The sequence below is a fragment of the Virgibacillus salexigens genome, assembly GCF_000723585.1.
Classification (GTDB): domain Bacteria; phylum Bacillota; class Bacilli; order Bacillales; family Amphibacillaceae; genus Virgibacillus; species Virgibacillus salexigens.
In genome coordinates this window covers 1286858-1309757 of sequence record NZ_CCDP010000001.1, presented here as the reverse complement: position 1 = coordinate 1309757, position 22900 = coordinate 1286858, and the positions used below count along the sequence as shown (strand labels likewise).

The 22900-nt window shown below is 35.5% G+C and carries 19 protein-coding genes, 2 tRNA genes, 1 pseudogene and 1 riboswitch; of the genes and pseudogenes, 10 read left to right on the top strand and 12 right to left on the bottom strand.

The annotated features are described in order from the left end of the window. Window positions 1-9: 9 nt before the first annotated feature. The 4 genes from BN990_RS05840 to BN990_RS05825 form a co-directional block, all read right to left on the bottom strand. Window positions 10-1041 (bottom strand): LacI family DNA-binding transcriptional regulator, encoded by a 1032-nt coding sequence (locus tag BN990_RS05840; protein WP_038244975.1) that lies wholly within the window; start codon window positions 1039-1041, stop codon window positions 10-12. 117 nt (window positions 1042-1158) lie between these two features. Continuing rightward, a complete protein-coding gene (locus BN990_RS05835; RefSeq protein WP_031335001.1) occupies window positions 1159-2001 on the bottom strand; it encodes a sugar ABC transporter permease in 843 nt (280 codons plus the stop codon). A gap of 5 nt (window positions 2002-2006) precedes the next feature. Then, window positions 2007-3302, bottom strand: a complete 1296-nt coding sequence (locus tag BN990_RS05830) for a carbohydrate ABC transporter permease (protein WP_021289178.1) — start codon at window positions 3300-3302, stop codon at window positions 2007-2009. A gap of 92 nt (window positions 3303-3394) precedes the next feature. After that, the gene (locus BN990_RS05825; protein WP_021289179.1) at window positions 3395-4675 is read right to left on the bottom strand and encodes a sugar ABC transporter substrate-binding protein; all 1281 of its coding nucleotides are present in this window, start codon (window positions 4673-4675) and stop codon (window positions 3395-3397) included. A gap of 251 nt (window positions 4676-4926) precedes the next feature. On the opposite strand from BN990_RS05825, the gene BN990_RS05820 reads away from it, so the two are divergent. From BN990_RS05820 to BN990_RS05800, 6 genes are all read left to right on the top strand, one after another. Further along, window positions 4927-6705, top strand: coding sequence for a glycoside hydrolase family 13 protein (locus BN990_RS05820; protein ID WP_038242921.1), 1779 nt, complete (start codon window positions 4927-4929; stop codon window positions 6703-6705). 96 nt (window positions 6706-6801) lie between these two features. Then, a riboswitch (SAM riboswitch) is annotated at window positions 6802-6920 on the top strand. A gap of 95 nt (window positions 6921-7015) precedes the next feature. After that, on the top strand, window positions 7016-7186 hold the full coding sequence (locus BN990_RS21830; RefSeq protein WP_021289181.1) for a YezD family protein: 171 nt from the start codon (window positions 7016-7018) through the stop codon (window positions 7184-7186). A 176-nt stretch (window positions 7187-7362) separates the two neighbouring features. Next, window positions 7363-9207: a bifunctional homocysteine S-methyltransferase/methylenetetrahydrofolate reductase gene (locus BN990_RS05815; protein ID WP_038242920.1), complete on the top strand. Its 1845-nt coding sequence runs from the start codon at window positions 7363-7365 to the stop codon at window positions 9205-9207. Window positions 9208-9233: 26 nt separating this feature from the next. Continuing rightward, window positions 9234-11528, top strand: a complete 2295-nt coding sequence (gene metE, locus BN990_RS05810; RefSeq protein ID WP_269778086.1) for a 5-methyltetrahydropteroyltriglutamate--homocysteine S-methyltransferase — start codon at window positions 9234-9236, stop codon at window positions 11526-11528. An 824-nt stretch (window positions 11529-12352) separates the two neighbouring features. Next, window positions 12353-12425: transfer RNA gene (locus tag BN990_RS05805), tRNA-Thr, on the top strand. 537 nt (window positions 12426-12962) lie between these two features. Further along, entirely contained in the window at window positions 12963-13325 is a 363-nt protein-coding gene (locus BN990_RS05800; protein WP_021289185.1) for an MmcQ/YjbR family DNA-binding protein, read from the top strand. A gap of 230 nt (window positions 13326-13555) precedes the next feature. Here the strand turns inward: BN990_RS05800 and BN990_RS22490 are convergent, their stop codons facing one another. Further along, window positions 13556-13729: a spore coat protein C gene (locus tag BN990_RS22490; protein WP_158295221.1), complete on the bottom strand. Its 174-nt coding sequence runs from the start codon at window positions 13727-13729 to the stop codon at window positions 13556-13558. A 714-nt stretch (window positions 13730-14443) separates the two neighbouring features. Between BN990_RS22490 and BN990_RS05795 the strand changes: the two genes are divergently transcribed. Both BN990_RS05795 and BN990_RS05790 read left to right on the top strand, forming a co-directional pair. Continuing rightward, the gene (locus tag BN990_RS05795; RefSeq protein WP_021289187.1) at window positions 14444-14836 is read left to right on the top strand and encodes a RidA family protein; all 393 of its coding nucleotides are present in this window, start codon (window positions 14444-14446) and stop codon (window positions 14834-14836) included. Between the two features lie 358 nt (window positions 14837-15194). After that, window positions 15195-16085, top strand: coding sequence for a TetR/AcrR family transcriptional regulator (locus tag BN990_RS05790; RefSeq protein WP_038242908.1), 891 nt, complete (start codon window positions 15195-15197; stop codon window positions 16083-16085). A gap of 37 nt (window positions 16086-16122) precedes the next feature. On the opposite strand, the gene BN990_RS05785 is transcribed toward BN990_RS05790, so the two are convergent. From BN990_RS05785 to purU, 3 genes are all read right to left on the bottom strand, one after another. Continuing rightward, complete coding sequence (locus BN990_RS05785; RefSeq protein ID WP_021289189.1) at window positions 16123-17355, bottom strand: cytochrome P450; 1233 nt, start codon at window positions 17353-17355, stop codon at window positions 16123-16125. A 40-nt stretch (window positions 17356-17395) separates the two neighbouring features. Further along, window positions 17396-17623 carry a ferredoxin gene (locus tag BN990_RS05780; protein ID WP_038242907.1) on the bottom strand — a complete coding sequence of 76 codons (228 nt, stop codon included), beginning with the start codon at window positions 17621-17623 and terminating at the stop codon, window positions 17396-17398. A gap of 332 nt (window positions 17624-17955) precedes the next feature. After that, window positions 17956-18855 carry a formyltetrahydrofolate deformylase gene (purU, locus tag BN990_RS05775; protein ID WP_021289191.1) on the bottom strand — a complete coding sequence of 300 codons (900 nt, stop codon included), beginning with the start codon at window positions 18853-18855 and terminating at the stop codon, window positions 17956-17958. Window positions 18856-19030: 175 nt separating this feature from the next. Here purU and BN990_RS05770 point away from each other — a divergent pair. Next, window positions 19031-19123: transfer RNA gene (locus tag BN990_RS05770), tRNA-Ser, on the top strand. Between the two features lie 168 nt (window positions 19124-19291). Continuing rightward, window positions 19292-19453, top strand: a pseudogene (locus BN990_RS23585) (DUF255 domain-containing protein); the annotation flags it as partial. An 85-nt stretch (window positions 19454-19538) separates the two neighbouring features. Here the strand turns inward: BN990_RS23585 and BN990_RS05760 are convergent. From BN990_RS05760 to BN990_RS05745, 4 genes are all read right to left on the bottom strand, one after another. Beyond that, window positions 19539-20246, bottom strand: coding sequence for a hypothetical protein (locus BN990_RS05760; RefSeq protein WP_148530686.1), 708 nt, complete (start codon window positions 20244-20246; stop codon window positions 19539-19541). Window positions 20247-20457: 211 nt separating this feature from the next. Beyond that, the gene (locus BN990_RS05755; RefSeq protein ID WP_038242903.1) at window positions 20458-21306 is read right to left on the bottom strand and encodes a hypothetical protein; all 849 of its coding nucleotides are present in this window, start codon (window positions 21304-21306) and stop codon (window positions 20458-20460) included. After that, the gene (locus BN990_RS05750) at window positions 21303-21554 is read right to left on the bottom strand and encodes a hypothetical protein (protein WP_038242901.1); all 252 of its coding nucleotides are present in this window, start codon (window positions 21552-21554) and stop codon (window positions 21303-21305) included. The genes BN990_RS05755 and BN990_RS05750 overlap by 4 nt, the downstream gene beginning before the upstream one ends. Before the next feature lie 260 nt (window positions 21555-21814). After that, on the bottom strand, window positions 21815-22117 hold the full coding sequence (locus BN990_RS05745) for a hypothetical protein (RefSeq protein WP_038244973.1): 303 nt from the start codon (window positions 22115-22117) through the stop codon (window positions 21815-21817). Window positions 22118-22900 lie beyond the last annotated feature (783 nt).

The following is a 22900-nucleotide window of genomic DNA, read 5'->3' as shown; positions in this document are numbered from 1 at the left end:
AACTTCAACTCATGTTCCAGCACCGTTGCTTGTTGCAACGGAATCACGGTGGACAATTTGGTGTGGTATAATAATCCGTTTAGCTGGCTCATCTTTTGTCTGCGTTTTTTCAATTAATGCTTTAGCCGACTGAGCACCCAATTGATAGATTTGAATATCTACAGTTGTCAGTGACGGACTCGTAATTTCTGATAAATACACATTATTAAAACTAACCAAAGATATATCTGCAGGGACATCTACACCAAGTTCTTCTAAGGTACTAAGTACTCCAAGGCTCATCAAATCATCCGTTACAACAATTCCCGTTGGTCTCACTTTGAGAGATAGCAATTGCTCAACTGCTTCCCTTCCTCCAGACTTGAGGAACTCAGTATGAATACGGTAAGCTTTGTCCGCGGCTATTCCAGCTTCTTTTAAGGCTGCTTCATATCCTGCTTCCCGATCCATTGTAACAAACAAATCCCTTGATCCACCGATAAAGGCAATCCTTTCATGACCTTGTTGAATTAAACAGGAAGTAATGTCCTTACCGGCAGTAAAGTTATCGTTATCCACATGGGTAATCTCATTCAAATGATCATACGGCTTGCCGACAATAACAAACGGAAAATCTTTCTCCCGTAGAAAATTCACAATTCGATCATTAACACGTGAATAAAGTAAGATAATCCCATCTACATAACTGCCATAAACCATTCTTTCCACTTCCGTAAATATTTCACTTTCTGTGCCTCCGCTAGAAAGTGTCATCGAATATTGTAATTGGTGAGTAATCGATCCAATTCCCCGAAGTACTTCTGGAAAAAACGGATTTTGCAATGACTTATCTGCTGATGAAGGCAATACTACACCGATTGCCTTTGTTGACTTTGCAACTAAGTTCCTAGCGTTTACGTTGGGATGGTATCCCAAATCCTTCATAACCTTTCGAACCTTCTTCTTTGTATCTGGGCTAATTCTCGGGTTATCTGCAATGACTCTAGAAACAGTAGAAGGTGATACCCCCGTTGCCTTTGCTACATCTTTTATTGTTACCACTGCGTTTTTCACCCTCTGTCTCCGGTAGGTTTTCCTAAGATAATGTTTTAATAAGATTCTAGCTTGTTTGTTCATTTATTATAACAAACTAAATACATATTGTGGATGAATTTTAAACTATCCCTTGGTTGCCCCTGATGTAAGCCCAGAGATTAAATATCGCTGTAAAAGTAAAAATACAAGCGCAATTGGTATAGCTATTAGTATTGACCCAGCAGCAAAGCGGGTAAAATTAGTGGAAAATTGATCATTGATAAAATTATATAAACCTAAAGCCAATGTATATTTTTCTGGACTAGTTAACACGATACGTGGCAATAAAAAGTCCATAAAAGGTGCCATAAAATTAAACAAAGCCACTACTGCCAAAATAGGCTTAGCAAGAGGTAACATAATCGTCCAAAATACCCTTAAATGCCCAGCTCCATCCATTTTTGCAGCTTCATCAAGTTCTTTAGGAATCGTATCGAAATACCCTTTCACTAGCCACGCATTAAAAGGTATTTGCCCTCCTAGATAAATTAGCATAAGTCCATATAACGAATCCGTTAACCCAATCGTGTTCAACAAAATATAAAGTGCTACCATTCCCATTAAAGCAGGGAACATCTGTAACAGTAAAAACATATATAAGCCATATTTTCTACCAATGAATTTATACCGAGAAAATGCATATGCAATTAACGAAGTAATGATAACTGATCCACCCGCATTAACTAATGCAACATATAGACTGTTTTGGTACCAAATAACATAATCACTGTTTGGATCCATAAATAACCATTTATAATGTTCTAGTGTTGGAGATTCAGGAAATAGATCGGTTACCAACATATTAGAGCCTGGATTCAGACTCATCATTAACGCCCAAAATAAAGGATAACCAATAATTATGAACATAATAAGAAAAAACAAGTAAATGAACGTTACCTCAATTTTCGATTTTTTCTTTTGTGACATAGCCATTAGTAACGTCCCTCCTCTTTAAAGGATGCTGTTTTTCTAAACTGGAAAAACGCAAATACAGAAATAATAATCCCCATAATGATTGTAATTGCAGCAGCCATATTGTAATTATTTGTCTCAAATGTAAGTTTATAAACCCAAGAAATTAGAATATCTGTCCCACCTGCATTTTGCCCACGCACAGCGGGGTTCCCTTCATTAAATAAATAAATGATGTTAAAGTTATTGAAGTTCCCTGCATATTGCATAATTAATAATGGTGCTGTTGCAAATAACACATGTGGTAATGTAATATGACGGAACTTCTGCAAACGGCTTCCCCCATCAACATCAGCTGCCTCATACATATCTTGTGGCACACTTTGGAGCACACCAGTAAATAAGGCAAATACAAATGGAAATCCAAGCCAGGTTTGAATCATAATCAATGCTACCTTTGCCCAAAATGGATCGGAAAGCCAAGGAATCATGGTTTCAAATTGACTTAGTATATCTCGATTAATTGCACCAAAAGTAGGATTAAATAAAGCAGAAAAGATTAAAATCGATACAAATGCTGGTACCGCCCATGGTAGAATTAAAATAGTCCGAATCGTTCGTTTAAATTTAATTCGTTTATCATTAACTAATAATGCTAGAAACAATCCTAAAATAATTTGAAAAGACGTTGCCACTACTGTCCAAACTACAGTCCAAGTAAATACGCTCAAAAATGTATCTTTCCAAATACCCACATTAGCTAAATCTACAAAGTTATTCAACCCAACCCAGCTCAATAAATGACGTGGTGGAGCATTGTATTGATTGTAATCAGTAAATGCCAAAGCTAGCATAAACATTAAAGGTACAACTACGATAAATAAAAGCATCAATAAACCAGGCAGAATCATAAAATATGGAAAACCATTGTTATAAAAGGCAGCCATACCTTGAATTAAAGTTGGATTTGATCTATGATTCTCCCTAGCAATTGCATCTGATCTAGCATCTTTCAAATTATAAAGATAGATTGCAATACCAAACCCTAAAATGATGAGTGAAATTAACCCTTGTATAAGTAATTGAATCGAATGATGGTCACGCGGAATAGTTCCTAGTGTGAATAATCCCCATATTCCAATATCAATATAGTTCCATGTTGTAATTAAGAATGAAACCGTCACAATCAATAAGCTAATACCTTTCAAAAAACGACGATTATAAAATTGTCCTAATCCTGGAATAATTGATAAAATCGTAGCAATATTACGAGGTTTTTTTATCCAGGCACTGCCACTATTATGATTTGTTGCCATTCCAGTATCCTCCTATATTTCCCGAATCACTTGATCATTCTAAAATGATCAAGTGAAACATTTATGGTGAGTTATCTCCCCATAGATTGTTCCTAATTTGCTCCAGAAGCGTCTATTTGACCCTGAATGGTTTCAACAGCTTCATCAAGGACATCTTTCACTGGTTCTCCTTTAGAAATAAAATTTAATGCATCGTTGATCGGATCCCAAACTTGCTGCATTGCAGGAACACTTGGCATTGGCTCTCCAAACTTTGTTTGTTCTGCAAATGCAGAAAAGATCGGATCCTCCGCAATAGCTGGATCCTCCATTGCATCATCACGGGCTGGGATTTCCCCAGCAATATCGTAATATGTCATAGAGTTTTCATAGTTTGTAATATATGCCATTAAATGCTCAGCCCACTCTTTGTTGTCTGAGTAATACGACAACATATATGATTTAACTCCTACAAATGATTTCGGGTTTTCTCCATTGTCCAAAATAGGTAATGGAACTGCACCGAGGTCGTTGCCTAGCGCCTCCGAGTATTCTCTTACCATCCAAGGCCCATTGATAACCGTTGACACTTTTCCTTCTTGAAATAATCCATTCATAATATCTGGAGTTAAATCTTGAGGAATATAGTTGTTATCGAACCATTTCTGAACAAGTTGACCACCCTCTACAGAACCTTCATTAGCTAATCCAATATCTGAAATATCATAGTTTCCATCTTCATTTGCAAACACATATGCTCCATTCCCAGAAAAGAAAGGATAAACAAAATAAAAATTAGCTGCTTCCATTAAAAATCCAAATTGGTCTTTGCTTGTATCTGTATCTCTCTCTGCAATTGACATAACATCTTGTATCGTTTCCGGAGTTTTTTCTACTAACGATTTATTATAATACATCGCATACGTTTCAATGACGGCAGGATATCCCCAATATTCATCTTCAAATTGAACTGCTTGCAGTGCGGTATCAGTGTAACCGCTTTCTTTATTTCCAAAGTTAACTGGATCTACTAATCCTCTAAGTACTAGATCACCAATTCGATCATGTGGTTGAAAAATAATGTCTGGACCATTCCCTGCAGGTCCTTCCACATCAAGCTTTTCCACTTGTTCCAGCATATCCACAGGAACCATATCTACCTTAATCCCGGTTTCCTCTGTGTATTTATTTGTAATTTGTTGAACTGCTTCTTGCTGTTTTTCCTCGGCATTTACCCAAAGTTTAAGAGAATCTGGCTTCTCCGGCATTTCATCCCCTGCTGCTTTCCCTTCATTGGTAGAATTTTCTTTTGGTTCGGTATTATCTGGACCACATGCAATTAAAATCACAGCTACCAATACCATTGTTAATGAATAAATCAAGCTCTTTTTCACTTGTACCCCTCCCATGATTTAATAGAGAACTGCATAAATAATGAAAACGTTTGCGCAATCATTATAACTTAATTATACATATTTCCCTAAAAATTACAACTCCATTTTAGAAACTTCTAATTATTTAATTAATAACTAATAAAACGCTTACATTATCATAGCATTAATGCTATGATAATTATAAACATTGGTAATGTATTTAAAAATTAATTAGTATTTAGCGCAAACGATTGTACAGAGGGAGGTAAAAAATGAATAAAGAAGCAATCTATCATCGTCCAAAAGATAATTTTGCGTATGCCTATGATAATGAGACCCTTCATTTAGTACTACGGACCAAAAAAAATGATCTAGAAATGGTGGAACTTGTATTTGGTGATCCTTATGATTGGATAGATAATCAGTGGCAGAGCGTGTCAAAACACATGAAAAAAACCGGTACAACAAGCTTACATGACTATTGGTTTATTGCTGTGAAACCGAATTATCGTAGAATGCGCTATGCGTTTATTTGCTCGAATGAACACGAATCTTGTATTTATAGTGAAGGTGGAATATTTGCAAGTTTCCCCTCGGATATTGCTAATTATTTTTGTTTTCCTTACTTAAGCTCCATTGATGTATTTAATGCACCAGATTGGGTGAAAGATACGGTATGGTACCAACTATTTCCTGAACGATTTGCTAATGGTAATGAACAGTTAAATCCAAAAGGCAGTTTGCCATGGGGCTCTGCAGATCCAACACCTACTAATTTCTTTGGGGGAGACTTGGAAGGAATTATTCAACACCTCGATTACCTTGTCGATTTAGGAATCAATGGGATATACCTAACCCCTATCTTCAAGGCATATTCCAATCATAAATACGATACGATCGATTACATGGAAATTGATCCACAATTTGGAGATAAAGCTACATTTCGTCTATTTGTCCAAGAATGCCATCAACGAGGAATCAAAGTAATGCTAGATGCTGTCTTTAATCATAGTGGATATTATTTCCCACCTTTTCAAGATGTGTTGAAAAATCAAGAAGTGTCTATCTATAAAGATTGGTTTCATATTTGGAATTTCCCTATAGTAACCAAACCACGTCCGAATTACGATACATTTGCATTTGTGCCTACAATGCCTAAATTAAATACGAAGAATAAGGAAGTCAGAGACTATTTATTAAAGGTCGCAACATATTGGGTAGAAACATTTGATATCGATGGCTGGCGATTAGATGTTGCAAATGAAGTGGATCACCATTTCTGGAGAATGTTTCGACAAGCCGTCAAAGAAGTGAAATCAGATGTTTATATTCTAGGTGAAATCTGGCATGACTCTATGCCATGGCTACACGGTGACCAGTTTGATGCCGTTATGAATTACCCATTTACTAATGGAGCGATTGACTTTTTTGCTAAACAAAACATGAATGCTGCTACATTCACCGAGACCATCACTAGTGTTTTACATATGTATCCACAAAATGTGAATGAAGTCGCTTTTAATCTATTGGATAGTCATGATACCCCACGCATCTTAACTTTAGCAAATGACAATGAAGCCCGTGTAAAGCTATTGTACCTTTTTCAATTATCCTTTGTTGGAACACCTTGTATTTATTATGGTGATGAAATAGGAATGGCTGGTGATACAGATCCAGGGTGTCGTGCATGTATGCAGTGGAACCCTAACCAGCAAAAACAAGAACTGTATCGATTTGTCCAGTCTCTTATTCATTTACGCAAGACAAATCCACTTTTTGGTAACCATAGTGACATTCAATTTCTCCAATCGAATGATGCAAGCAACACCATTGTATATGAGAAAAACGACGGACATCATCGGCTCGTCTTCTTTCTTAATGCGGGTGAAAAAGAGGCAAACATAACTAGAGATATCCTACGTATAAGCAGTTGTAAATATCTAACTGAATGGCATATTCAAAACCAGCAAGCAAGGAAATATAGAATTGATGAATTACCAACTTCAATTACGGTACCCCCTCTTCATTTCCGTATTTTTGAAATTGTATAAACTTAAATTAAAAAAATACTTTTTTGGGAATTTCGAAAATTATCTTGACAGCCACATTCGTTTCTAAGATAATGAGTACAATCAAAATTTCATATTAACCTATCAAGAGTCAGGGGAGGAAACTGGTCCATTGATCCTGCGGCAACCATACTCTATTTGTTATTCCGAGTAAAGGTGCTAAATCCAGCAAACGAAACTTGTTTGAAAGATGGGAATTGTTTAGTAAACAATAATCAAACCTCTTTCAATCGAAAGAGGTTTTTACTTTTTTACTTGATAGGTAATGTTAACAAATTAAAGGAGGAATGGGATGGCTCGAATCGACGACAAGAAAATCAATGACATTACTGAAGCTCTAGAGAAGATTGAATTCGGATCATTAGCAATTACGATACATGAAGGAGAAATTACGCAGATTGACACAACGGAAAAGAAACGGTACCCGTTACAATCAAAACGAAAAAAACATGTAAACGGGTAACGACGTGCTTATTGGAACACCAAAAGCACAGTTAAAGATTATTTACAAGGGAAACCGAATAAACGATTAACATGCTAATTAGACGACTAAAGGCATCCATTGAAATTAAGGTATTTGTATTTCCTTTATTAATTTGGATGCCTTTTTTTAACTTTCATATGGAAAGGAGACGTAACATGGACTTGTTAGCCGAATTAGATAAACGAATCTTAATCGGCGATGGTGCAATGGGAACTTTACTTTATTCCTATGGGGTCGATCATTGTTTTGAAGCATTAAATCTTTCTCATCAAGAACAAATTGCACATATTCATGAATCTTACATTCATGCAGGTGCTGATCTTATTCAAACTAATACATATGGGGCAAACTATATGAAGCTCGCAAGATATGGTCTTGAAGATCAAGTAAAAAAGATAAATACCGAAGCCATAAAAATTGCGAAACAAGCTGCAAATGAAGAAACTTTTGTTCTTGGCACTATCGGTGGTATTCACGGCACACAAACGCTGCAAGCCAAAACAGATGAAATCAAAAGAAGTTTTCGAGAACAGTTGTACTGCCAATTATTAGAAGGTGTAGATGGACTTATCTTAGAGACCTATTATGATCTTGAAGAATTAATTACTGTTTTAGAGATTGCAAGAGACGAAACAAATCTTCCAATTATTGCAAATGTATCAATGCACGAACCTGGTATCTTACAAAATGGGATACTTCTACCCGATGCACTAAAGCGATTAGAGAATACTGGCGCGGATATCGTGGGGATTAACTGTCGACTTGGCCCATTTCATATGCTTGAATCACTGAAAGATGTCCCATTACTAGATAAAGCATTTTTAGCAGCTTATCCAAACGCTAGTTTACCAGCTTATCGTGACGGCAAATTAATCTACGAAGATGAACCGAACTATTTCAAAAACTGTGCGACCGATTTTCGCAACGAAGGCATTCGCTTACTAGGTGGGTGTTGTGGAACTACCCCAGCCCATATAAAAGCAGCAGCTGATGCCATCAAACATACAAAGCCAATTAAGGAAAAGATTGTACCAGTTAAGCCACGCCCCATTAAGGTCAGCGAACAGAAAGAACAATCAGAGTCAGGTCTAATTGATATTGTTCAACAACGACATGCTGTAATTGTTGAATTCGATGCACCAAAACATTTAGATACATCCGAGTACTTAAATGGGATTAACGCCTTGAACGATGTAGGGGTAGATGCGATCACATTAGCGGATAATTCGCTAGCTACACCACGAATTAGTAATATTGCTGTAGCAGCAAAAATCCAACAAGAAATTGGGGTAAGGCCGCTAGTGCACTTAACCTGCCGAGATCGCAATCTCATTGGACTGCAATCGCATCTTATGGGATTACATACCTTAGGAATCCATGAAATACTTGCTATTACTGGGGACCCTACTAAAATCGGGGATTTTCCTGGAGCAACTTCCGTTTTTGATGTTACGTCATTCGATTTAATAAAATTAATCAAACAATTTAACCAAGGGATATCGTTGTCTGGAAAATCCCTAAAGAAACCAACAAACTTTCAAGTTGGTGCTGCATTTAATCCGAATGTAGCCCACATAGATAAAGCGGTAAAACGAATGGAACGAAAAATGGAACGTGGAGCGGATTATTTTTTAACACAACCTGTTTATAGCAAAGAGACGATTGTTGCGTTGGCTAACAAAACCAAACATATTGATAAACCGATATTCATTGGGATTATGCCGCTTACATCTTCGAGAAATGCTGAGTTCCTGCATAATGAAGTGCCGGGAATTAAAATGCCAGATGTGATTAGAGAAAGGATGAAAGCAGTAGCTGATGATAAACAACGTTCTATTGATCAAGGAATTCAAATTGCAAAAGAACTGCTTGATACGGCATTGGAACACTTTCAAGGAATTTACATTGTAACGCCATTTATGCGTTATGACATAAGTATTGAATTGGTTACGTATATGCAAGCGCGTGTACAACTTCTTTCCACATCGAAAATGACATAATTAAAAAAATAGTATTGGAGGAATTGATAATGACTGCTATTAGTTCAAATCTTGGTTATCCGAGAATCGGGGAAAAGAGAGAATGGAAACGAGCGTTAGAGAAGTTTTGGAAAGGTGAAATTACTGAAGCACAATTAATCTCAGAAACAGATCAAATTAGACTTCAGAGCTTAAAAAAGCAACAGGACATTGGTGTAGATCTTATTCCTGTAGGGGATTTTTCTTTCTATGATCATGTTCTTGACACATCGGTAATGTTTGGTATTGTCCCAGATCGCTTTAATTACCAAGGAGGAAAGGTTGACCTAGAAACGTATTTTGCAATTGCTCGAGGCACAAAAGATGCCGTTGCATCTGAAATCACTAAATGGTTTAATACCAATTACCATTATATTGTTCCTGAATTAGATAACTCGAAGCCTACGTTAACGGAGAACCGCCCCCTTACTTTTTATCAGGAAGCAAAAGAAAAATTAGGTATCGATGGGAAACCTGTCCTTTTGGGACCAATTACGTACTTACATCTTGCAAAAGGCTATCGAAAGGAAAACCTTTTGGAATTAATCGATACATTCGTTCCATTATACGTACAAATCTTAGAGGAACTTCAGGCAGCGGGAGCTTCTTGGATACAAATTGACGAGCCTATCTTCGGTACCCAGCTAGACCAATCCATTCTTTTAAAGGCTGAACAAGTCTATCAGCAATTTGCCGAAGCCGCTCCAAATTTAAAGATCATTTTACAAACCTATTTTGAACAAGTAATTCATTATCAAGCAATTAGTAACTTCCCTGTTCATGCTATTGGACTTGATTTTGTTCATGGTAATACATTGGAGCTAATTGAGCAATATGGATTTCCAAGTAATAAAGTGCTTGCTGCTGGAATTATTAATGGACGAAATGTATGGAAAGCTGATCTTGAGGAGAGACTTTCATTCCTTGAGTCTATTCGACCTTATGTGAGTACAGACCAAATTATATTACAGCCATCCTCCTCCCTCTTGCACGTACCAGTAACGAAGAAGTTAGAGGAGAAACTAAATAACGATATTAAAGCCGGATTATCATTTGCTGATGAGAAATTAACCGAAATTGTTACGTTAATAAATGGCTGGAACAATGGAAAAATAAAAATCACCAATGCCATTAAAGAAAATCGTGTAGAGCGGCAACAATTCATTCGTGCATCTTCACGTTCAAATGAGCAAGTGAAACAAGCATTAGCTACCTTGACTGCTTCTGATGCAGTACGCGATTCCTCCTTTGCTGAGCGAATAAAACAACAACAAACGAAGCTAAATCTACCATTACTTCCAACAACGACAATTGGCAGTTTGCCACAAACTGCAGTTGTTCGACAAACGAGGACGAAATGGCGTAAAGGAGATATTACCAATCAGGAATATGATCAATTTATTAAAGAGAATATAAGGAAATGGATTGCAATTCAAGAAGAATTGGGTCTGGATGTTCTTGTTCATGGAGAATTCGAACGGACCGATATGGTAGAATATTTTGGAGAAAAACTAAATGGATTTGATGTTACTGAGTTTGGCTGGGTTCAATCTTACGGTTCGCGTTGCGTTAAGCCTCCCCTTATTTACGGGGACGTATCTTTCAATAAACCAATGACAGTAAAAGAGAGTGTCTATGCCCAATCATTAACTAAAAAACCAGTTAAGGGAATGTTAACTGGCCCTGTTACAATACTAAATTGGTCATTTGTCCATGAAGATGTGGCCCGGTTTACCGTACAAAATCAAATTGCATTCGCTTTACGTAAAGAAGTGCAAGTGCTAGAAGAAAACGGTATTCAAATTATTCAAGTAGATGAGCCCGCATTACGTGAAGGTTTACCTTTGGATGAGCGAAAGTGGAAGGGGTATTTAGAAGCTGCTGTTTATGCCTTCGGCTTAGCTACTTCTGGTGTAAGTAACAGCACCCAAATTCATACACATATGTGTTATTCTGAATTCCAGGATATCTATGATACGATCGATGCCTTGGATGCTGACGTAATCTCGATTGAAACATCTCGTAGTCATGGTGAAATGGTTGGTTCGTTTGAAGATCACACATATGATAAAGAGATTGGACTAGGCGTTTATGATATTCATAGTCCACGAATACCTGCCAAAGAAGAAATTCTAGAAAATATTAACCGAGCTTTACAGAACATTTCTCCGAAGCAGTTTTGGATCAATCCAGATTGTGGATTAAAAACACGAAGCGAAGAGGAGACCATTCAAGCTCTAAAAGTCATGGTCGATGCAGCAGCAGAAGTTAGAAATGAAAAATTGACATATCAAAATAACTAAATTTACAGCGCCAACACAAATGTGTTGGCGCTACTTTTACGGAAATTACTTGTTGTGTTGCAGATACACGAATTCCCTTAGAGCAAAGTCCGAGATTATTCCGTAAACAACCAACGCTGCAGACGTAAATAGCTTGATTATACTGGGAAGATTCCTCACTTTATAAAGCGAATTCTTTCAAACACTTCATGAATAATTATTATCGGTACCTACAACGTTCTATTTGCAAGAAAGGCATCCACTTGCTGTTGATGATGCTGATCATGCTAGATAAATCCTGCAATATAATTAAACATTGTATGTGAGTAGCCAGAGTAAGGGTCTATAGTTTCCCCAATAAATGCAAAAGGCGTAAAGAAATCATCTTCCGTCTTATTACGTAAATCCTTTATTAGTTTTTCCCGCATTATTTTTTGTTGACTAATTAAATTATGACCAGAAACGCCAGATAAAGCATATTCAGATGCTTAATTATTCCATGCGTCAAATCCAACACTACTAATTTCTGCATCTTGTTTCATTTGAGGTAGCGTTTCTTCTATTATGTAATTATCCCAAAAGGTCAGATGACAAATTATTTCAGCTGAGGTCTACTCTCCTTCTCCAATGGGCTCAAACAAAAGTCCTTCATTTATGGCTTTCAAGTCTTGTACCCAGCAACTACTTTCACTAAAATCATGAATTAAATTCGCTATCGAATACATTTGCTCCCCCCTATTTTACTTTTCTATTCTTTCGCTATGTTGTTTATGAATTCCTGATTTTTAACCGAAGTACTTGATAGATATAAAGAATAGGAGTATTATAATTCATGTGGAAAATTTGCTGGTGTAGCACAGCTGGCAGTGCACTTCACTCGTAATGAAGGGGTCGGAGGTTCGAATCCTCTCACCAGCATCCGATATGCACATTGACATAAAGCGATTCTTGATACTATCAGGAATCGCTTTTTATTTTAATTTGTCGACATTTTTTAGTGATTCATATTGAACAGAAACTCTTATTAAACAATGAGTTTTTTAATCTATTCATACAACAATAACACAAATCATCCCTATTATAATTATTAATTTACAGCTGTGGCTTTGATAGAAATTAAAATCAAAGGGGAATTACAGCAAAAGAGTAACATTTATGATGCGCTGAAAAATCTGGAGAAGCACTAGGGCAGATTGTTTAACAGAAAAGAAATTGGGTTAAATAAAAGAGAAGTTATATTTTATCAAATGAGACATAACGACGGGTTTCCTTATCTTGAAAATAAAGTTAAACTTGTTGACTTTACGTTTATTATAGGAACGATATAAAGTGGTACTAGGAAATGTTATGCCAGTTTGAAAACTCCTATATCTACATGAGCAATATAAATTCAATAAAATTGAGTATTCTTTGCACTACCTGTGTTAGTGAATGCCAAGGGAGGAATTATTCAGTATGATAACAAGAGAAACCATCTTTAAGCACGCCAAAGAAAAATACGGCACATCACCTGATTATCCATTTCAAAAATTCCCAAACTATGCAATCTTAAGACATGCATCTAACAAAAAATGGTATGCCCTTATAATGAATGTTCTCCCTAAAAAACTAGGACTAGAAGGAAATGAAGAAATAGATGTTCTGAATTTAAAATGCCCCCCTGAAATAATTGATGGTTTAAGAAATGGAAAAAATATTCTACCTGGATATCATATGGATAAAGAAAATTGGATTTCATTTGTTTTAGATCGTACCGACCCAAACGAAGAGGTTTATAACTTAATCGAGCAAAGTTTTAATTTAACCAAGAAAGAATAAAAAGTTTTTTTAATTAAGGTTTTTCGTCCTATGCCACAATAGGCTAAATTGTTGAATACAGAGTGTTAAAAAACAAATCACGGATACAATAATCAAATTGATCATAATACCTCTAATTGAAGGGGCTAAATGGTCAATTTAAACAATTTTTCCTTAGCCCTCTATCAGTACAGAGGGCTATTTTACTGTTGATTAGGTAAAGGAAGGAACCCGTAGGTTCCTAAAAAATTTTAATAGTATCTTCCACAACTCTTGCAATGCTTTTTCTTTTTCTTCTTTTTGCATGGATCGTCATGATAACAAGGATCGTAGTAATAATCTTCTTCATAACAACAATCATATTTCTTTTTACAGCAATCACAATAGTGGTGATGCTTCTTTTCAAAAGGATCATAATAATACATAAGATAACCCTCCTTTCTTTTACTACATAGTATGAGCGTAAAAGAAAGTTGATTGGACAAGTTTCTTAGTCAAAGAATACAATTTTTGGTTTAGGATGATCAATATATAGAAATACTATCATTGACTCAAAAGTCTTTAACACCTTTACTCTAGCCCCCTGTCCTCGCATAGATCAGAAGGGGCTTAAACATGTAAAGAAAACGTAAAACTTATAAAGATTATCAAATTTAGAGTAGGGAAATTAATAAGTGAGCAGCCCCTTTCCCTAACTATCCCCCAAGTATATTGCGGGGAAAAAAACTTAAAAGGTATCATTAGATGCCTTTTAAGTGCTGCTCATTATACATATACTAGACATTGACGGTTCCTTTTCAACTCGCATCTTACGAAATTTGTTCACCCTATCATTGAGGATTATTACAACGGATACTCTATGGATCTATGTATATGTGGTTGGCTGTTACTGCAATTTCACTTTGGAAAACAGAGAATTATATTCGAAGAATAAAATGGTGATGGCTCCCCTTTTGAAAGGAAATTATCTGACTTAAAAATTTCCTCATTTCTGTCGATAGTAACAATAAGCCAAAAGCTCTCATCTTCCTAAAGATATAGTATAAAAGGATACTTTCCCTTTCTAATGTACAAAAATTGGTTAAGTCCGTCTAATTTGAAGCGTAAATAGTAGAAAAAATGATAAGTGAGGTAATACTATGAAAAAAATCACTAGAACTAATCCCGAGTTTATGCCAAAACCAGTAGGAAACTACAGTCACATCACTAGAGTGCCAAAGGGTGCAGGTTTAGTTGTAACATCAGGCCAAGTAGGAACGGATATGGATGGTAATATTCCTTCAAGTTTAAACGCCCAAATAACAAATACTTTTGCAAACATGAAAAAGGTACTTGAATCAGAAGGTTTGACTGAAGAAAACGTTATAAAAGTTAATATATGGGCAACAGAGGAAATAGACTGGGATCATTTATATCCTCAATGGGGTAAGTTATTCGAAACTTCATATCCATCTATGACAGTTGCTTATATTTCTGCTTTAGGATGGCCGGAGTTAAAAATTGAAATCGAACTTTGGTGTGCTATAGTATAATATTATTAAATCTGTATTATTTTTACATTCACCATAAACATGAAGTAAAGCCCCACAAGCGTGAGGGTTATAGCTTTTTCAACTCTAGCCTATAAAAGGATAGTTTTCTAAACTTAATTACGTAATTGTTATTATCCGTATAAGACACGATCATTTTTGTTTATACTCCTTCGACCGGTAATATAACCCTTATTAATTACTCTAGTACTTATAAAATCCTAGCTGACTACGGGGGGCAGCTTTTTTGTTACAACATTACTTGAATAAACTTAAATATTTAAACCCTTATAGACGTATTGCCCTATGTTATTATAAACTCTAATAAGTTAACCATGGACAATTTTCTGAGGTGATCGTGATGAAGCGAAAGAACACGGATAAAGAAACACATATTATCAAAACAGCTATGAAACTTTTTTCATCGAAAAATTACAACCGAACATCGATGCAAGAGATTGCTAATATTTGTGGAATTTCCAAAGGAACATTATATATTTATTTTAAATCGAAAGAGGACTTACTTTTACATATTCTCAAGTATTACTTTCATTCGATTGAAGAACAAATTATCGCTCTTGAACAGGACACATCCTTGACGGATAAAGATAGATTTATTCGAGAAATTGAAATCAAATTAAATCATTACATGGAGAATCAAGCATTTTATCGACTGCAAATTCAAGATTTACCAGGATTGTCTGACCAAAACATCTATCAGTTTTTACGACGACAAAATATTGTACAAATTAAACGTATCAAAAATTATTTAATCGCTATATATGGCCAGGAAATTAGTGGTTTTGCAGCGGATGGGGCATTTATTTTGACTGGTATGCTTAAACAATATATGGAACTAATTATGTTAAAACAGCTTCCAATCCCTATCAAAAAAGTACTTCCTTTTTTAGTAAAACAAATGGATTTTATCATGGAAGGGGTAAAGCATCAAAAAGTGGAAGCCATTGTAAATAAAAATTTATGGAATATATACTTAGAAGATGTGAATCAAGAAGAAGTTAATCCGCTAGAGGTAATTCAACAAATGAAATTGAAACTAAATAAAAGTACGTTTACCGAAGCAGAAAAGGAAGATGGCATCCAATCCTTATGTATAATGGAAGAAGAACTGATGAAGCTACAACCAAGAGCTGTTATTCTTAGAGGAATGCTTCATAATCTTAAGAACTATCCATTTCTCGATGAATTACGAATGAAATTAAACAACAACCTGCCATACCAAAAAACATAAACACCGTGCCAAGGCCAGCCCTTGGCACGGTTATTCTTTATGAATGTAATTTTAATGGCAGCTGTTTCAAAGACTGACCAGCTGCAGATTCAACTAAATTCTCCTCCAGCTGAAAGGATTCAGTCGGTTCAATCTTCGAAAATTGGGTTAAAAATGTTTTTAAAGCAATTTTTAATTCTAATCGAGCAAGAGGAGCACCCAAACAAAAATGGGGACCCTTTCCAAACGTCATATGCCGTTTATTATTCTCTCGGTGAATATTTAGTGTGAAAGGATCTTCAAATATTGCCTCATCCATATTTGCAGCACTCATCCAAGCAATGACTAAATCGCCTTTTTTAAGGTTCACACCTAATAGATTATTGTCCTGTGTCACCGTACGATCCCGCTTAGAAATTTGAAATCGGTAGCGAAGCATTTCTTCAACTGCCTGAGGTACCAGTTCTAAATCATTACGAAGCTCTTCATATAGTGACGAATCGTCATAAAGTAACGAGTAAAACGTATTTGCCAACATATGGCCAGTCGTTTCTACCCCTGCACCTAAAAGCGCCATGGTTACGCGAACAATTTCATCATCCGTAAATTGTTCTCCATCTACTTCTGACCTGATAAGATCTGAAATAATATCATCGGTAAGATTTATGCGCTTTTCCGCTACGATTGGATAGAGATATTGATAATACTCTTTGGCAGCTATTTGTTTCTTCTCTTCTACTTCTTTGGCATTTTCCTCCGTGTAAGGTTGGAATATTATATCTACCCAATGCTTAAATTGATCTCTATCTTTAATCGGTACACCAAACAACTCTGCAATTACTAAACTCGGTAAAGGTGCAGCGAAGGATTGGACGATATCAACGGTGTCCTTCTCCTTTATTTCATCCACAAGTTCGGAAGCGATTCGTTGAATTTGAGGTTCCCAATTTTTTAAACTTCGTGGTGTAAAAGCTGCTGATAATAACGAACGACGCTTTCGATGGTCTGGTGGATCAACAAAGTTAACATTGACTTTATCTGGGATACTCCCTTCTTTATTACTTGCTCCAACAGGAATAGTTGTTTTAGCTCCCTCACTAGAGAAGTATTCATAATTACTTAATACTTCCTTTACATCATTATATTTAAAAACATTCCATGTTTTCGTTGGTTCATGATAATAAACAGGCTGATTATCAAGCATTTCTTTATACCAAGCTAATGGAAAAAATTCTTCCGACCGTGTACCAAATGATTTCACTTCATTTAATAAAACTACCTCTTTATTCATAGAGAAGACTCCCTTCGAAATAATTTGTGTAACACAAACGTTACTTAAACGGCTGCTCAGCTACAATAATGGAATCTGTAGGGCATTCTTCTTGAGCTTCTTCCAGCTGCTCTAGTTTTTCTTCCGTAATTGGTGTTACCCCTTCATTTTGATCTACTTTTACATAGGCCAGTCCTTCTTCATCCAATTCGAAAATTGTTGGAGCTACATCTTCACAGTTTCCACAAGCAATGCAGGTATCTTGATTAACAATTGCATATTTTGGCACTGTACCTCCTCCTTTTCCTTCACAGAACTACAAAGTTCTATAAATGACTATGTAGTCAATTAAAGATTATCATAATCAATAATTTCCAATCAATGGTAATTTAGTAGGGTTCAAAAAATATACTAGAGTAAGGATGAATCTAAAACTGATTCCTATTTATTAGATAGCAAAAGTGTTAAAAGTTGTAGTAACGATTCCTCTCATAATTTATTTCTCTGTTAAAGAATTTCAACATTCCTTCTATTGGCCTATTTATAAATCTTCACTCTAAAAAACAAAAAAGCTTGTAAAGAAGAATCTTTACAAGCTTTCTATAACATACAGTTGTTTATCTAAAACACAATGGTTTTATTATCATGAACAATAATACGATCATCTAAGTGCCACTTTACTGCTTTTGCTAAAACCGTACGTTCAATTGTCTGACCAATCTTTTTCATATCTTTACTGTTATCTCGATGATCAACCCGACCAATATCTTGTTCGATGATTGGCCCCTCATCCAAGTCGTTCGTAACATAATGAGAAGTAGCGCCAATCATCTTCACCCCACGTTGGTAGGCACGTTCGTAAGGTTTCGCACCAACAAACGCAGGTAAAAATGAATGATGTATATTGATAATTTGACTTTTATACTTATCGACAAAATCGCTAGTGAGAATTTGCATATATCTTGCTAAAATAATTAAGTCAATCTGATAAGTTTCCATTAATTCCAACTGCTTTTTCTCCACTTCTTTTCGAATCGATTTATTTGCAGGAATATAATAGAACGGGATACCTAGTGCCTCTACTGTCTCACGGGAGGACTCATGATTACTAATAACTAAAGCAATATTAGCCATTAAATCTCCGCTTTGATATTCCCATAATAATTCCAATAAACAATGTGGTTCATTTGAAACAAAGATAGCCATATTTTTTAATTGGCTCACATAAAGCAGCTTCCAATCCATATCAAATTGGGTAGCAATAGGTTGAAATTCTGCTTCTAATGTTGCTGCTTTTGTGTTTAAATCTGGACATTCAAACTCAACTCGCATAAAAAACTGTCCACCCTCTGGATTGATGGTATACTGATCAGACGCAATGATATTAGCGTCATGGTTATATAGGAATTCTGAAATCGCAGCGACTATTCCTGGCTGGTCTGGGCATTTAATTAGGAAGCGTGCTTTATTTAAATGAGCTTCTTTAAATTGGTCAATACTTTCTTTCATATAGTGATTCATAGAAAACATACCTCTACATTTCTTTTTAGTTAATACTTTATGTTACCATAACGAAGAAAGTCAAGAAAAGATAAACTACAAATTAGAGAGCATTATAGTTGTAAATAGTGTCATTATTTATTACAATATCTTTTGTTGGATTTTTTAGTTTAACATAGATTCATAGATCTGATTTGGAGAAATACCCAAGTCTGGCTGAAGGGGATGCACTCGAAATGCGTTAGGGCGTGCAAGCGTCGCGTGGGTTCAAATCCCACTTTCTCCTCCATAATTTATACAAATATCGTAAATGTACGAAATGAAAGGTACTCTTGATGGGTACCTTTTTACGTAAATATCTTTCCTTCCTTATTAATTCCTGTTGCTAAATGAAGGTTTTACTTGTTTGGAAACCTTTTATTTCGTGTATAGTGTGAATAGGAAGGAAGTGTTTACAATGCCAAACCAGTTGCAAAAGGAAAAATCACCTTACTTATTACAGCATAAGGATAACCCGGTTCAATGGTATCCTTGGGGCGAAGAGGCTTTTCAACTTGCCAAAAAACAGGGGAAGCCCATTTTTCTTTCAATCGGATACAGTACTTGCCATTGGTGTCATGATTTTTATTACACTTTTATAAAATGCTGGTATACCAAGGTTTCCAATGGTTTCATAGTTTTATATACATCCTACTCAATAAGGCTTAGAGAAAATTTACATTAATTTCCCCCTCATCCTCTTTAGTAGGTCTTTTTAACTCTACATAACTTAAAACTGATTTAAACACCCTATTTCTATCTTTCTCAGATACAAGCCCATCAAAATTATCTAATACAGCATCAAGTAGAGCAATTTTATCCTTATCCTGTACTGTATCTTGCTTTTTAAGTTGCTTGTTTAACAGATCAAGCTCAGTCTCTACATCTTTCTGCTTGTTAGTCAGTTTTTCCATTCTTGACATATATTTTTCTTTTGTATAGATGCCATCCTCTAGTAAGTCATCAAGTCTATCCTGTTTTACCTCAATAGACTTTAGCTCTTTCTGTAGGTCTGCAACTTCCTGCTGTAAATACTCTTTATTATTATCCTTGCCCTGACCTTGTTCTAGTATTTGAGCTAGTTCATCCCTATAGTTTTTTATCTCTTTTAGTATTTCCTCAGTAATTTTACTTTCTGCAATTCCCTTATTAATACATTTTTCTCCTACAGGACTCTTATACCAACAATTTCTAATAACATTCTTAATGTACTTTCTTACTGTTCTATCTGAGATACCTAACAATTTACTAAATGCTGACTGAGTAGCCTCAAAATGTACTTTACAATAGGCAAAGCATAAAGCTACATCTAAGGAGGTAGAAGGCTTTTGCTCCTCTATGAAAGCCTCCATTTCTTTTTGTTTGTCTGCCATGCTGTCTAGCTCCTTTCTAACTTTAGTTAAAATATTTAATCTATCTCTCTGTCTCATGCTCTTAAGCCTCTTGCTCTTTTTATATTAAAATTAAAGGATATGAAAAAGGAGCAGACCTGTTAAAAGCCTGTTCCTTTCTCATCTTATAGTGCATCTCTCATAACCTGACTAAAGTAATTTTGGTGAAAAAGTTTATAAAATTACATATTTTTTATTCAGGATTAACATAAAATTCAAAGCCAAGTGCCTTAGGCTCTCCTGCCTTTCTGTAAACTACAAAAGGATTAGCTTTTACTCTTAACTCTTTAATGTTGCCTACCTTAGTTCTTGCAAAGACATATTTATTGTCATAAACAAGATTAGTAAGTTTCTGAGCTGTCTTTTGTCTGCTTAGTCCTTGTACCTGAGCTAAATCATCTATAGTTAAATACTCAGCCTTACTGTAATCTCTCTCATTAGGATTTTTCACTAGATAATTACTGTCATAGTGAACAAAAGGAATAACTTTATAAATAAAGCCAATGTCAGCAGGTTTAAAATCTCCCTGAGCATATACCTCCTGTAAGCTACTCATAAAGACTTTTACTGCTTTATCAGTCTTTCTCTTTCTGCTGTCTCCTGATATTCCTTTTCTGAAACAATATTTATCTGCAATAAAAAAAGCCTTATGCTGTTTTCCATAAAGCCCTACCTTTTCCTCATATAACAATCCTTGTTTTTTAAATCTCTTTACCAAGTTTACTAATGTTTTATTGGAGCTGATCTTTAATACCTCCTGCATCTGCTCTCTAGTCATAGGGAGGTTACTATCAGTAGTTGACTTAATCATATTCTTATAATCAATGTAAGTCTGTAATATTAAATAGTATCCTAAATCTTTATTATTCAACACCTCAAGACCTCCTATATTCATTTCTGTAAAGATAAAAGGATTATCTGCCCTGTTTTTTGCTGTCTCTTTCTTTTTTATTTCTCTATATGCTTTGTCTTGCTCAGGAGTCCTGTAAGATGATACCTCTATAATCTCTCCTGTATCTGCATCTATCATTCTTTTAGTCATGTTGTTTTTCCCTCCCTTATGTTATTTAATTCTTGCATTACCTCAGCTCTTTCTTTTGTTAGTTCAGCTACTTTTTGATTGACTGACTCTATCAGGCTATAATCTCCTGCATTAGCTTTCTCAATCATTAAATCTTGCAAAGTCCTATGAGCAGGATGCTCAGCATTAACAAAAGGATAAACAATGTAATTTATCTGTAGCTGTAGTTTATTAGCTTTTTCTATAAGCCTTACCTCTGTAGTTTTCATAAATAAATGCCTCCAATAGTGTTATAGTCTTTCTCACTATATAGGTCACCTCTCAAGAGGCATCTAAAGTATTCTGATGTAGAAAGTAATAAAAATATTTATAAATACATTTGTATAGTGCTAGTATCCCCCTTTTGCATTACTGATTGATAGCCCTGACATTTTGTCATTGCTGTACAAATCCCTGACAACCTCCTTTTGACTTTACCAACGAGAGCACTTCCTTTGAGGAAGGTCTGTCTATCTCAGCTATAACAGATTTACCTTACCTCTTTAGCTACCTCAGAATCTCTCAGCAACATACCTACTCTGAGGATTGCTCTTTTAGGGAAAAGGCTGTTTCTTACATTATTAACCTTTACCTCATTTCCTTGATTATCAGTAATGAGAAAATAGCCTTGTTTCTGTTGAATTTCTGTTGAGGTCAAGTTGACCTTTACAAACTTTCCTGACCCATTAACAAACCCATCAGACTTTAGCTCTGTTTTATTTCTTTTAAGTACAGTTTTAATAGTATCAACACTGACCTCATAAAAATCTGCAACCTGCTGAGTAGTAGCCATTTCCATATTAGGTAACAACAGTAATGTCCAAAACAAGGGGGAAAGAAAATATAAATCCAAGAGAGAGGCTGTCATGTGTCACCTTTTTTACACTTTTTAAAAATAGGGATGAGACTAAGTGGCTCTAAGTCTGAGGAGGGATTTTTGAGAGGAGAATACCTCTTATCTTTAGTGAATACTACAAAAACCTTATTATCCTTAACAGGCTAGGAGCAAAGCTCCCTAACAATAATTAGAGACCTTACTACTTAAAGACCTGCTACAATAGCTCAGCCATTAAACAGCTAGAACAGTTAGGACAGCTCATATTGTTCAGCATATATTGTAGTTATGTATAAAGTTTATAGTTCTTTTTATCAGGAAGTTGAGGAGCTTTAGCTCCAATCCCTTTAGAGATTATTACAGCAAAGGTATCAGGATTGACAGGAGTAGCAGGGGATACTGTCTCAATAATTGGTATGGAGTATTACATACAGTAAATAAACAGTTAGATATATAGTAGCTGTAAAGATAGGTACAATAAATTGGTACACTATCTCTATACTGTTACTGTATTTGAGACAGAGGGGGGCTATATTGTTGTAATACCAGTTAAGGAGGCTCTTATACTGTTGTATTCATTGGTACAGTAAAATAAGACATTACCTTTAAATAACAGTTAGTAGATAGATATATAACTGTAGGGGTAGTAATACCCTTACCTAGTCTCCTTTATGTTGTGTATTGTTGTAGATGCTACAAGCTCTATAAGATTACTGACAAGGCAGAGAGGATAGCTCATGA

What these genes read in the sequence shown, in the direction of transcription:
- BN990_RS05835 (WP_031335001.1), bottom strand. Translation starts at nt 2,001, where the DNA reads ATGTCACAAAAGAAAAAATCGAAAATTGAGGTAACGTTCATTTACTTG.
- BN990_RS05830 (WP_021289178.1), bottom strand. Translation starts at nt 3,302, where the DNA reads ATGGCAACAAATCATAATAGTGGCAGTGCCTGGATAAAAAAACCTCGT.
- BN990_RS05820 (WP_038242921.1), top strand. Translation starts at nt 4,927, where the DNA reads ATGAATAAAGAAGCAATCTATCATCGTCCAAAAGATAATTTTGCGTAT.
- BN990_RS21830 (WP_021289181.1), top strand. Translation starts at nt 7,016, where the DNA reads ATGGCTCGAATCGACGACAAGAAAATCAATGACATTACTGAAGCTCTA.
- BN990_RS05815 (WP_038242920.1), top strand. Translation starts at nt 7,363, where the DNA reads ATGGACTTGTTAGCCGAATTAGATAAACGAATCTTAATCGGCGATGGT.
- BN990_RS05800 (WP_021289185.1), top strand. Translation starts at nt 12,963, where the DNA reads ATGATAACAAGAGAAACCATCTTTAAGCACGCCAAAGAAAAATACGGC.
- BN990_RS22490 (WP_158295221.1), bottom strand. Translation starts at nt 13,729, where the DNA reads ATGTATTATTATGATCCTTTTGAAAAGAAGCATCACCACTATTGTGAT.
- BN990_RS05795 (WP_021289187.1), top strand. Translation starts at nt 14,444, where the DNA reads ATGAAAAAAATCACTAGAACTAATCCCGAGTTTATGCCAAAACCAGTA.
- BN990_RS05790 (WP_038242908.1), top strand. Translation starts at nt 15,195, where the DNA reads ATGAAGCGAAAGAACACGGATAAAGAAACACATATTATCAAAACAGCT.
- BN990_RS05785 (WP_021289189.1), bottom strand. Translation starts at nt 17,355, where the DNA reads ATGAATAAAGAGGTAGTTTTATTAAATGAAGTGAAATCATTTGGTACA.
- purU (WP_021289191.1), bottom strand. Translation starts at nt 18,855, where the DNA reads ATGAATCACTATATGAAAGAAAGTATTGACCAATTTAAAGAAGCTCAT.
- BN990_RS05760 (WP_148530686.1), bottom strand. Translation starts at nt 20,246, where the DNA reads ATGGCAGACAAACAAAAAGAAATGGAGGCTTTCATAGAGGAGCAAAAG.
- BN990_RS05755 (WP_038242903.1), bottom strand. Translation starts at nt 21,306, where the DNA reads ATGACTAAAAGAATGATAGATGCAGATACAGGAGAGATTATAGAGGTA.
- BN990_RS05750 (WP_038242901.1), bottom strand. Translation starts at nt 21,554, where the DNA reads ATGAAAACTACAGAGGTAAGGCTTATAGAAAAAGCTAATAAACTACAG.
- BN990_RS05745 (WP_038244973.1), bottom strand. Translation starts at nt 22,117, where the DNA reads ATGGCTACTACTCAGCAGGTTGCAGATTTTTATGAGGTCAGTGTTGAT.